This window comes from Neoroseomonas lacus, assembly GCF_014644535.1.
In the GTDB taxonomy this organism is placed as follows: Bacteria; Pseudomonadota; Alphaproteobacteria; order Acetobacterales; family Acetobacteraceae; genus Neoroseomonas; species Neoroseomonas lacus.
The window spans coordinates 1-11,515 of record NZ_BMKW01000036.1 but is presented as its reverse complement, the minus strand read 5'-3'; the positions used below and the strand labels follow the sequence as shown (position 1 = coordinate 11,515).

At 65.4% G+C, this 11,515-nt stretch carries 6 protein-coding genes; 3 read left to right on the top strand and 3 right to left on the bottom strand.

The window, feature by feature from the left end; genetic code table 11:
* A partial coding sequence (locus IEY36_RS29885) for a hypothetical protein (protein ID WP_188973903.1) occupies positions 1–204 on the top strand: 204 nt, incomplete at its 5' end.
* A gap of 352 nt (positions 205–556) precedes the next feature.
* On the opposite strand, the gene IEY36_RS29880 is transcribed toward IEY36_RS29885, so the two are convergent.
* Both IEY36_RS29880 and IEY36_RS29875 read right to left on the bottom strand, forming a co-directional pair.
* Positions 557–2,086, bottom strand: a complete 1,530-nt coding sequence (locus IEY36_RS29880; protein ID WP_188973901.1) for a DUF6311 domain-containing protein — start codon at positions 2,084–2,086, stop codon at positions 557–559.
* A gap of 192 nt (positions 2,087–2,278) precedes the next feature.
* On the bottom strand, positions 2,279–3,751 hold the full coding sequence (locus IEY36_RS29875) for a hypothetical protein (protein WP_188973900.1): 1,473 nt from the start codon (positions 3,749–3,751) through the stop codon (positions 2,279–2,281).
* 566 nt (positions 3,752–4,317) lie between these two features.
* Here IEY36_RS29875 and IEY36_RS29870 point away from each other — a divergent pair.
* Positions 4,318–7,521 (top strand): glycoside hydrolase family 99-like domain-containing protein, encoded by a 3,204-nt coding sequence (locus tag IEY36_RS29870; RefSeq protein WP_188973898.1) that lies wholly within the window; start codon positions 4,318–4,320, stop codon positions 7,519–7,521.
* 19 nt (positions 7,522–7,540) lie between these two features.
* On the top strand, positions 7,541–10,921 hold the full coding sequence (locus IEY36_RS29865; protein WP_188973896.1) for a glycosyltransferase: 3,381 nt from the start codon (positions 7,541–7,543) through the stop codon (positions 10,919–10,921).
* A gap of 160 nt (positions 10,922–11,081) precedes the next feature.
* Here the strand turns inward: IEY36_RS29865 and IEY36_RS29860 are convergent.
* Positions 11,082–11,515: autotransporter outer membrane beta-barrel domain-containing protein (locus IEY36_RS29860; RefSeq protein WP_229681709.1), on the bottom strand; the 434-nt coding region annotated here is incomplete at its 5' end.

Sequence of the window (11,515 nt, the reverse complement as noted above, 5' to 3'; positions counted from 1 at the left end):
GCCGCGATGCCGGAGAACGTCGAGCACGCCATCGTCCCGGACCCGGATGGGGCGTCGGACCTGCTGCGACGACGCAACGGCTATTACACTACCGTCGTGCTACTTGCTCCCGAGCGCGATGGTCTGCCGATGGGGGCGAAGGAGGCATTGGAGGGAGCCCTTGCAGGCGCGATCCTGATTGATCTGCCATGTCCGACATTATGACGCAGCGTGAAATCTGCGTCCGTGCCGCGGCCTCACTCCGGTTGGGCCATGATCGTCCTGCGTGACGCCGCGGCACCGCAACGACGTGCGCGTGAAACCGGCAGGGAAACCGCCTGCCGGAACCGAAACGCTGTCGCGAGAAACCGAGCCACCTCTATCCGCTTCCATCCGCCAGCCTCTCGGCCCGCACGATTGTTGATACGGAATAGGCAGTGCACGCCTGCTGGCCTATGCCTATGCAGCTCAGGCCACGCTGCGTGGCACGATCACCACACTCCTCCATTGATGGCGTCACGTGCCGCGAAGGCACTCAAGCAACACAGATGATCTCAGGAAGAGCGGTAAACCGGCGCTACTGAGCGCAGACCATCAAGCCCTGCAGCGGGCGGCAGTGATCCGCATGCCCGGGCACCTTTGCCAGCAATCCCGGCTGCACGACCGGTAGCAGCACGCGTAGTTCGCCGGCGCGCAGAGGGGCCGCAGCCAACCCCGCATCGTTGCACTGGACCGGCCTTTGGCGCCGCGCGACAAACATCGTCGTCATAGGAATCGGCCGTTCGGCCGTGACTGACATGATATCGTTCAACAGCGTCAGCGTCGCGGCGACAGCATTGGGATCCGGGATGCACTGGTAACTAGGCAGCAGCGTCAGGCTCTCGCTCCGGCGCAGGAGGGGCCGCAAGGCCGCGGCAGCTTCCGCGGGCGCGCGATATGCCCCTCCGCGGGCCCAGCCGGCGACGTTCCGTCGCAGCACATGCACATCCGCGAACTGCAGCGCGGCCACAATCAGAACGCAGGCAAGACCCAGACGAGCCATCGGCGCGCGCGCAAGAATCGTCACCACGGCCAGGATGGCGGCATACGTAACCGGCCAGAACAGTCGCCCGGAACTGCGGAACTGCTCGAGGAAGGATGGCGGCGGCCCCAGATCGACGAGGATGGAGGAAGCAAGGCCGATGCGTGTGGTCACCGCGACCAGAGTCAGGGCGAGCAGCACCAGCGCCAAGCCGGCGTGACGCCGGATCAGCCGCCCCACCACTCCCAGGCGGAAGCACAGGGTGGCAGCAAGGCCCAGAAGTAGTCCGGCGCCCATGTAGTTGTAGCCTTCCCACCCGCCATGGCCGGTGGCATCGACATAAGGCAGGGTCGGGAATAATGCACTTGACGCGGGCCAGAAGGGCGAAAGCAAGTTGAGCGCGTAGTCGCCATAGCCTGAGCCGCCTCCGGCGCCGGCATAGCCAAACACGGACACGGCCCCCGCGAAGGTGGTCGCGGCGCCGGCGCTGCACATCGCTGCGCGTAGCCAGGACGGATCCCGTCGCAACACCAGCGTGACGGGCACCGCCGAAAGGATCGCGAGGAAAACCAGGGCGAGGTAAGGGTGGATCAGCAGCGTCAGGATAAGCGTCAGTGCCGCCGCTGCCCAAACCCAGAGGCCGCCGCGGTGCACCAGCCGCAGATAGAAGCCAAGTCCCAGTAGGATGGTAAAATGGCTGGTCAGTGCAGCATGGCCAATGCGGCTCCACCAGGCCGGGACACTGACGGCGAGCACGGCCACCGCGAGAAGCGGCAGCAGCCGCTTCTCGCCCGTGCCGCGCAGCGCCCACACCGCTGCGACCGGCTGCAGCGCCCAGGATATGCCCAGCCAAAGGCCGATGCCGTGGAACCCCTCGGGCAGCCATCCGCGAAATGACTTCAGGATCATAGCGAGGATCGGAATGCCGTCCGCGATGCCAATGTGGGTACCGCTGGGCGTCTCGAGCCCCGGCACGACGAGCAGCGGCCACCGCCACGCATCCGCGATCATGTAGCGCTGCGCAATGGCGTGCAGAGCAAGATCGCCATCGAGAACAAGACCCCCGGGCGGCACGAGGAAGGCCACGGGAAATGTCCTGGCCGCTAGCACGACACCCAGCGAGCAGGCCAAGGCCGTCGCAATCCAGGGCTCAAACCTGGCAAGGCGCTCTCTCGTCATATCCGTCCCTCAAGGCGCCCGGCCCGCAGGTGGACGCCCCGCTAGCTCAATGCCATCGTGATCGTCGCGAGCGAGGCGGTGATCGTCAACGAAGCGCCGTCAGGTCCGACGCCAGAACTCATACCAACGTCTTGTTTCTTCGGCCTTCTTCGTTGGTGCGATGACCTCGGCCATGCGTTCAAGGACAAAGCGATTGAAACCCGGCAGATCGATGATCCGGTAGTTACCATGCCGGAGCTCGCGCTGCTGCGGGTCGCCGCTGACATCGCCCAACACATCCTCGACGAGTTCCAGTGGGATGTAGCTGGGCAACACCGCACCTTCGGCGTTGTCCGCTACCCAACCAGCGGGATGAGTGCGCAGAGTTTCCGCGTTGCAGTGGACGACGCCCGGCACCGGAGCAAACCAGCCGATCTTGTGCTGCACCGTGCCGTGATGACACACATAGAAGGCGCAGGTGCTCGCGATGGCGATGGACTCAAGAATGTTCAGTCCGACACCATCAATGATGGAACATTTGACGTGGCGGGAAGCCGTTGCCGCCTTCACCGCGTTGAGAATTTCGCGGTCGCTATCGATGGCCTCCATTGGCACGGACTCCCCCGCCGCGCGCAACCTGTGCATATCGTCCGGCAGCGAATGGCCATCGAGAACGATCTCGCATCCCGGATACTGTCCGGCTATCGCCTGACAAAGGCCGCTGATCAGTTCGACCTGGTTTGTCGCCGTCCGGTTCCGCGTGCGGATGCTGATCCAGAAGCGCGTCCGGTTTGGCGGGCGGGCCAGGAAACGCGCGTTGACGGTCCGCTTGATGTACTGCGCTAGGCGCTCCTGCATGGATGCGGTGACAAGGCTGCCGCCAAGTGGAACGAACAGGACGCCCACCCGGTTCAGCCCCTCCGTTTCATGGGCCCACTTCCGTGTGACACTCCAGCATTTTTGCTCAGGGAAGATTTCCTGAACTCTGCCCAACGGCTCATAGATTGCGATTATATCAAGCGTTGCCACCCCGGCATTGGCAATGGCATCCAGCGCCCCAAGCTGATTCCACATGTGGTGTGCAAAGTTGCTGTCACCCGTCAGCACGACGATGGACGCCGGCGAAGACAGGCCTTTCGCCGTGCCAGCCTGGAATGCAGCAACGATTCTCTCAAGCGTCAGCGCGTTCTGGGCGGTCATGCTCCAGACGGGATGACCCCAGCAGATTACCAACCGGCGCTCTGGAAGGTAAATGCTATCCAGTGGGAAGCCGGCGCCAAGCATGGTACCCCCTATCCAAATCTCCTCAGGCGCAAAGCACTGATAGAAGACGGACAGATGCCCCAGAACGACAGAGCCCAGCGGCCGCATCGGCTCCTGCGTAATCGGGGACGGTAGTTCGAAGTGTCCCTTGATGATGAGATCGCGCTGATACCAGCGCACAATGCTGTCATCGCGCTCGGCTTGCCGAGCCTGAACTTGCCGAATTAAGGCAGCAAGGAACGGTAACCCGAGATCCGCAAGCTCGGCATCAGCAACCTGCGTCTGACTTACGCGCCGGATTTGCATCTCCGCAGCGTGTGGGTTGTTCATCGCGCTGGCTCAGCAGGCGCCCGACCGAATCAGATCTATAGCGAGATGCCTAGAACTGCAACAGTATTGCCGAATATTCATAAGATGCAATCTCACAGAAAAACGGCACAAGAGCCCGCACCGAAAGCCGTCTGGAGTTGACAATAAGCTATCCGCACGCGCCAAGATAGCCAGCCGGCCGTCGGCGCCGCCGCAGCCCGACCGTCACCCTCGGTGACGGGAGTCCCGGATGCGGATTGGTCCTCGTTGGCAAGGAGAGCCCGCCGCAGCGCGCCGCGAGTTGCTTGCCCTCGCCGGGAAGAGCGGCTAGGCAGGCGCTCCAGCCCACCTGGCTTGGCCGCCGGGAATTGTCGACTCCGACATTGCTTAATCTGATATAGCAGTCTCGATATCAAGGAGTTGACGATGGCACGTGCGGTCTCTGACACATGTGGTCCTGAGCAAGACTTATGACCTGAAGCCCAATATTATATATGAAGAACGCAGATCTCACTGTTGCAGAAGATTTATCCGAGGCAATTCGACGCCTGAAACTGGGCAGCGAACTTTTCCTGCCTCCGGATCGTTTGGTTCAGTTCGAGCACTGGGCCGGCCATATTCCTTTCGCCTTCTGGCTCATTCGCGCGCTGCAGCCGCGCACCGTCGTTGAACTCGGGGTGCATCGCGGCAATTCCTATTGTGCCTTCTGCCAAGCCATCAGCACCTTCCGGATCGACGCCCGCGCATTCGGAATCGATACCTGGGGCGGCGACGTGCACATGGGTCCCGAGGACGGACTGCTTGCGGATCTGCGGACGCATCACGATCCGCGCTACGCCGCCTTCTCCACCCTGCTCGAAATGACCTTCGACCAGGCTCGCGACCGCTTTGCCGACGGCAGCGTCGACCTGCTGCATATCGACGGCATGCACACCTACGAGGATGTGCGGCACGATTTCGAAACATGGCTTCCGGCGCTGTCGGACCGGTCGGTCGTGCTGTTCCACGACATCGAGGTGCGTCGCGACCTGTTCGGCGTCTGGCGGTTCTGGGAGGAGGTCTCGACACGCTTCCCCGCATTCGCCTTCCGGCACAGCCACGGTCTTGGCGTGCTTGCCACGGGCAGGAACCTGCCGCCCGCGGTCGCCGCGCTGTTCGACCATGCGCAGGAGATGCCCTTTGCCGACCAGGTGCGCCGGATCTTCGCGTCCTGCGGCCGGGCACTGACGCTGCAGCTTCAGAGCGAAGCCTTGCGTCAGGAACTTGCCGCCTCGCGCGCAGCAGCAGGCCCACAGCCCCATGAGACGGAGGCCGCCGCGCCGTCCACCCCCGATTTGGGGGCCAGCTCGCCGCGCGAACACTCGCCATCGGAAGCCTCGCAATCCGGGACGGCACGACAGGAGCCGCCGGACGCCTTGGCCGAGACAGACGCGGAGGGCGCCATCATCGCGACGGAATGCGTCTCAATAACCGAGACGGACACTGTCAGACCACCGGAGAACGACGTGCCAGCGGAATCACCGAACGGCAACGGCCAGCGGGACCAGGTCGCGCCGCTGGATGGCGACGACGAGTACGAGGTCCTTCGCGAGCAGGCACGCAGGGCTGCAGAGCGCGTGCAGCAGGCCGAAGCAGCCCTTGCACAGGCCCAGGGCCACGCAATGGTCGCTCAGGCCGACCTCGATGCCATTCGCGACAGCACCTATTGGCGTATCGGACGGCCCCTGCGTGCCACGTTGCAGCGGCTGCCGGCCGGCCTGCGACGCTTCGTCCGGCGGTCCCTGCGCCTGGCCTGGTGGACGGTCACGCTCCAACTCCCGCGCCGCCTGTCGGAATACCGGGAGGCCCGCCGCCGGCCGTTGCTGCCGCCGCCAGCGCCAACCCTTGCCGAGCCCCACCGCGCAGCGCCGCTGGATCATCAGGTGCGCGACCCGCGGCCAGGATCCCGGCCGCGGGCGCCGGAGCAGGCCGCTCCCTTGCCGGACCTCTTTTCCCTCAGGACATCGGAGCCGTCGGGGCGCATCGCGGTCCTCCTCCATCTGCGCACCGGCGACAATGCGGAGGATTTCCGACCCGCCATCGAAGCCATTCCCGAGGCGTATGATCTCATCGTCAGCGTGCCGCGCGGCGATGAAGCGCTCAAGGCCGGCGTCGAGGTGGCCTTTCCCCGCGCCACCGTCCTTGCCTTCGAGGATCGTGGCGGCGACATGCTTCCACTCCTCGCGCTCGCTTCCGCCGATGTGCTCTTCCGCTACGATCTGATCTGCAAGCTGCGCGCGCCCAGGCACGGCCAAGCGCTTCCCCGGCAGCAACGCGCGGCCGTCGAGGCGCTGATCGCCGCCTTCGCCGGTGACAGCGATCTCGGCATCGTCCTGGGGGAACGCCCGAACGGCATCGCCCCCGCCAGTCTGGGACGCGAGGTGCATCGACGCGTCGCGGCGCTGGGGGAGAAGATCGGGCTGTCGAGGCAGCAGCTATGGCACGATGCCGCCGACGCGGATCTGGTCTGGATGCGCCCCTTCCCGCTGCGCATGGTTGCGGCCCTCGGTCTCGACCTATCGGCCTTCTGGCCGACGGCCGAAGGTGCCGCCTGCCCGATGGCCGAAGCCGTGGCATGGCTGCTCGGCGCCATTTGCCGCGATGCGGGGATGCGCGTGGCGGAAGCCGCCGAGATGGCCCCACGGCCCACGCTTCCAGCCGCGGCGCAGCCGGCGCCCAGGCTGCACTTTGCAGCCTACTACCTGCCCCAATTCCACCCAACGCCAGCCAATGACCGCTGGTGGGGCCGCGGCTTCACCGAGTGGACCAACGTCACGAGGGCAAAGCCCCTGTTCGCTGGCCACCGCCAGCCCCGACTGCCAGGCGAGCTCGGCTTCTACGATCTCCGTCTTGCCGAGGTGCAGGAGGCGCAGGCGGCTCTGGCGCGGTGGGGCGGGGTATCGGCGTTCTGCTACTATTACTATTGGTTCGATGGTCGCCGTGAGCTCGACTTGCCATTGGAGAACATGATGGCGCGTGGACGTCCGGATCTTCCATTCTTCCTTTGCTGGGCTAATGAACCCTGGAGCCGGAACTGGGATGGGCTGTCGCGGAGCGTACTGATCCCGCAATCCTATGCGCCCGGCTGGATCGACGCCTTTGTCCGGGATGTGGCCCCGGTCCTGCGCGACCCCCGCTACTTCCGCCTCATGGGACGGCCGGTGCTGATGGTCTATCGCGCCATGCATATTCCCGGCACGCGAGAGGCGCTGCGCGCGCTGCGTGAGGCGCTCGCCCGGCAGGGCGTGGCGGATGTGCATCTGAGCGCCGCCTGGGTGCATTTCGGCGGCGATAGCGACCTGCCCCGGGATCCCGCCGCACTCGGCCTGGACAGCTACAGCGCCTTTCCCCCGCACCAGACCCACGGAACCGACATCGTCGGGCGGATCAAGACTCTCACGCCCGGATTCTCCGGCATGATCAGGGATTACGACTCGGTCGTCTCCATGGCGCTGGATGAGCTCAAGATGCCGGTGCAAGGCCTGCGCAACCGCGGCGTGATGGCCGGCTGGGACAACACCGCGCGGCGCGGCGACACGGCGCTGATCTATCATGGCGCCACCCCCGCGAAGCTCCGGCGATGGCTGCGTGGCCTCGTGCAGCATGAACTTGCGACGCCTGGTCCCGGTGAACGGCTCATCATGATCAACGCCTGGAACGAATGGGCAGAGGGGACCTATCTCGAGCCCGACCGCGACTTCGGACGCGGCTGGCTGGAGGCAGTGCGCTCTGCACGGGCTTCGGAATCATGACGCCTGCCGGAGTACCGCTATGACGCCCGGCGGCCAGAAAGATCCACCGATGCAAACCAACGCTACATTCCCGGCGTCGTCCTGCAGGGCACCCGACGTTCTGGGCCTGTCCGACGCAGACTGGCTGGCAATGCTCGACCAGCGGCCGGTGCGGCCAGAGCTGCTGGACGCCGCAGCGTGCCACGAACCCTTCCTGCGCTGGCTCGTGGGCGCAATTCACCCGCGTTGCCTCGTCGAACTGGGCACAACCACGGGCGGCTCCTATTTCGCGCTGTGCCAAGCAGTCGTGGATGCGGGCTTGGTCGCCGAAGCCCGCGCGGTCGGCGCGACAGGGCACTCGCCGGACGATCCCGCGCTGTCGCCGGATCGCATCAACGAATTGTCCTACTCGGCCTTCTCCACCCTGGTCGAGGCGCCTCTCGACCAGGCAGCGGATTTCTTCCGCGACGGTACGATCGACCTGTTGCAACTTCGGGATCTCGGCGATGCCGGGCATGCTGGGGCCATCTGGGAACGGTTCCGGCCGAAACTCTCCGGACGCGCCATCCTGCTGGTGCACGGCATCGCCGCAGGGCCGCGACAGCCCGCAATGATGCCGGTGTGGGAGGCGCTGCTCCAGGCCGGCCTTCCGCATATCGAGTTCCGGCACGGCGAAGGCCTCGGCGTTGTCGCCCTCGGTACCGAGGTCGCCGAGCCGATCGCCGCCATGTGCGCGCTGCAGGCGGCGGGAAGCGCCATGGTGCTGCGCGAGCGCTTCGCCCGGCTTGGCGAGCGCTCGGAACTCGCCTGCCTACTGTCACAGGCGCAGCGATCGGCCGCCATCGCCCGGGAACAACACGATGCAGCGCTGACCGAGGCGCTGGAGCACAGGGAACGAGCCAGCGCCAGAGCGACCGAGGCCGAGGCCGGGGCGGCCGAAGCTCAGGCGCGCGAAGAACGGGCCAGCGCCAGGGCCGCCGAGGCCGAGGCCAGCGCAGCCGAGGCCCTGGCGCGCGAAGAACGGGCCAACGCCAGGGCAGCCCAGGCCGAGGCCAGCGCAGCCGAGGCTTTGGCGCGCGAAGAGCGGGCCGGACTCGACATCCAGGCGCTGCGCGGCACGACGGAAGCCACCAGCAAGGCGCTTGCGGCGGCGACGGAGAGGCTGGAATCGCTCGAAGCCCGGCTGCGTGAGACCGAGGAGGCGCTGGCCCGGAATACCAGCCGCGCCGATGCCATCGAGAGCAGCACGCTGTGGCGAGCCACCGGGCCGGTCCGCACCATGATGCATCGCCTCCCGGCCGTGCGGCGCCTGGTTCGGAAGAGCCTGCGGTTCAGCTACCGGCTGTGGCGTCCGCTGCCTGCCCAGCGACCATCGCCGGCCCTTGATGCCGCGGCATCGTGCTCGATCGCGACTGACCCTCCGCCGGACAACACGGCCTGGCACGCCCTGGCTGACGCCACGCCGGAAGCGCTGCGCCTGGAAGCCGAGTCGTTGCGACTTCGCGACCCGGGTGAGCAGCCCGACGTGACCATCATCGTGCCGACCTATGGCCAGGTTCCTTTCACCCTGATGTGCCTGCGCTCCATTGCGGATGCGCCGCCGGCCGCTTCGGTCGAGGTGATCGTCATCGATGATGCGGCGCCCGATCCGCTGGCCCGCATCCCCGCCGCGGTGGCGGGCATCCGCTTCGTGCGGAACGCCAGCAACATGGGCTTCCTGCTCAGTTGCAACGCGGCGGCGAAACTTGCCAGGGGCCGGTATCTGATCCTGCAGAACAACGATACCCAGTTCCAGCAGGGTGCCATCGATGCGCTGGTCGACCTGGCGGATGCGCGGCCCGATGCCGGGCTGATCGGCGCGAAGCTGGTCTATCCGGATGGCAGGCTGCAGGAAGCCGGCGGCATCGTGTGGAACGACGCCTCGGCGATGAACTGGGGGCGGCTCGGCGACCCTGCCGCCCCGGAGCATTGCTACCTGCGGGAGACCGACTACTGCACCGGCGCCTCGATCCTCGTCCGCCGCGACGTCTTCGAGACGCTGGGCGGCTTCGATGAGCGCTACGCACCGGCCTACTACGAAGATACCGATCTCGCCTTCCGTGTGCGGGAACTCGGGTTGAAGGTGTTGTTCGAACCACGCGCTGTGGTCATCCATCATGAGGGCGTCACACACGGCACCGACGTGACCACGGGCGTGAAGGCGCATCAGCTCGTCAATCAGCGGGTGATGTTCGAACGGTGGGAACCGGTCCTGCGGCGCGATCATCAGGCGCCATGGACCCGGTATCTGCGGGCGCGCGACCGCGCCGCGAATCGCCATGTCATCCTGGTCGCCGACGTGATGGTGCCCGAGCCGGACCACGACGCCGGATCGCGGAACACCCTGTCGATCCTGAAGGCCTTGCTCGACGCCGACTGCGTCGTCAAGTTTTGGCCATGGCATCGTCCGCATCAGCCGGTGGCCGCCGAGCGTCTGGAGCGTTTGGGCATCGAGGTGATCGACAGTCGCTCGCCACATGATCTCACGGCCTGGCTGCAGGAGAATGGCGACCAGATCGACAGTGTGATGCTCATGCGCCCGAACCTTGCCGAGGCAATGCTGCCGATCGTCCGGCAGGGCACGCGGGCATCGCTTCTCTACTACGGGCACGACCTTCACTACGTTCGCATGCGAATGGAGGCGGAGGTCACAGGCAATGCTGCCCTCGCGCGCGAGGCTGACGAGATGGAGCGCTTCGAGCAGGCCTTGTGGGGATCATTCGACGTCGTGCTCTATCCCTCCGAAGCGGAAGCCGCACTTGTGCGGAGCGCAGCGCCGAAGGTCGATGCGCGGTCCGTCGTGCCCTATTGCTTCGACGAATTCAGGCCGCGCGATTCGGTCACGCCCGGCAGTGCCTTGCTCTTCGTCGGTGGCTTCCTGCACCAACCCAATGTCGATGCGGCAATCTGGCTGGTGCGGGAGATCCTGCCGCTCATCCGCCAACAGTGCCCCGAGGCTCACCTCGTCATCGCCGGTTCCAACCCCCCGGAGAACGTCCGCGCCCTTGCATGTGGCCATGTGATAGTGACCGGCCGCATTAGCGATGAGGAATTGCTGCGGCTCTATCGCGTCAGCCGTACGGCAGTCGTGCCGCTGCGCTTCGGGGCCGGCGTGAAGGGGAAAGTTGCGGAAGCACTGCATCTCGGCCTGCCCCTCGTCACCACCCCCATCGGGGCTGAAGGGATTCCGGGGATCGATGAGGTCGTTCCCATATCAACGGAGGCGCCCGATATTGCAGAGGCAGTCGTTCGGTTGATTAAGAGCGATGACGCTTGGACGAGGCAGTCGAGAGCCCAGGTGGAATTGGCGTCCATGAAATTCTCCCGGACTGCCGTTCGGCGTTCCCTTGTTTCAGCTCTCGCGGCTGCCCAAGGTGCGTGAAACCAGAGGCTGCCGCCGAGGTTTCTGGAGATGTCCACCTTCAGTTCGCTTTATTATTAGCGATGGAGGCAGGAAAACCGGTCGCCAATTTCGAAACACGCCACGGCAGCGCCGAATTGGGAACGGCCGATCTGTGTTTTCGCGTGCTGCAAGGCCTGTCTTACCAAGTCCAGCGAAAGCCGGCAGTGACGGCCTGGGCGGTGGCGCTGCCATTCAGCGCGGCGTCATAGCTGGCAAAGACCTGCACCGGGGCGTCGGTCTCCAGGGCGGCGCGCACGCCGATGACGGCCGAGTTGCGGTCTAGCGCCGGACTTCTTACTGTGAAACCGCTGCCTGGTAGGCTTAGGAAGCTCGCTGTGACGTGCGCCGATGTGTCCAGCATCTCGTAGGCCCAGCCAATATGCCCGGCTGCTTGGATTGCCATAGTCTCATCGATCCTGAACCGCCGGTCCACGCGCAGGCCAATAACGGACTGCAGACTGTTCATGCTGTCGTTGTTGACGTGCCCCCCTAAGAGCCCATCCGGGAAGTTCCGATTCATGCTGAGGGCATTGCTGCCAGTCGGCGGAGCATGATGCGGATCATGGCCATGCG

Coding starts and splice junctions, on each gene's coding strand:
- IEY36_RS29875 (WP_188973900.1), bottom strand. CDS start 3,751: ATGAACAACCCACACGCTGCGGAGATGCAAATCCGGCGCGTAAGTCAG.
- IEY36_RS29865 (WP_188973896.1), top strand. CDS start 7,541: ATGACGCCCGGCGGCCAGAAAGATCCACCGATGCAAACCAACGCTACA.